The following is a 426-nucleotide window of genomic DNA, read 5'->3' on the forward strand; positions in this document are numbered from 1 at the left end:
GTGGGAGCGAGCTTGCTCGCGATAGTGTCCTGGCAGGCAATACAACCTACCGCTGGTGCACCAACCTCCCTGCCGCATAAGTCTGCGCGACCGTCCGGTCATCCCCCAGCGTCATCAGTACGAACAACCGCTCGGCAATGTCCTTGGCCTGCTTGAGGCGATAGCTCAACAGCGGCGTCGCGTTGTAGTCCAGCACCAGGAAATCCGCCTCCGTCCCCGGCTGCAACGTCCCGATCTTGTCTTCCAGGCGCAAGGCCCTGGCCCCGCCGAGGGTCGCCAGGTACAGCGACTTGAACGGACTCAGCCGCGCGCCTTGCAACTGCATGACCTTGTAGGCTTCGTTCAAGGTGTGCAGCAGCGAAAAACTGGTGCCGCCGCCCACGTCCGTGCCCAACCCGACGTTCACCTTGTGCTTCTCGGCCATTG

At 62.7% G+C, this 426-nt stretch carries 1 protein-coding gene; it reads right to left on the reverse strand.

Features of this window, described 5'->3' with window-relative positions:
- Nucleotides 1-46 precede the first annotated feature (46 nt).
- Nucleotides 47-426 (reverse strand): amidohydrolase family protein (locus tag OC610_RS28900; protein ID WP_264433241.1); only part of this gene is annotated, 380 nt, incomplete at its 5' end.

Source organism: Pseudomonas agronomica (assembly GCF_025917275.1).
Taxonomy (GTDB): domain Bacteria; phylum Pseudomonadota; class Gammaproteobacteria; order Pseudomonadales; family Pseudomonadaceae; genus Aquipseudomonas; species Aquipseudomonas agronomica.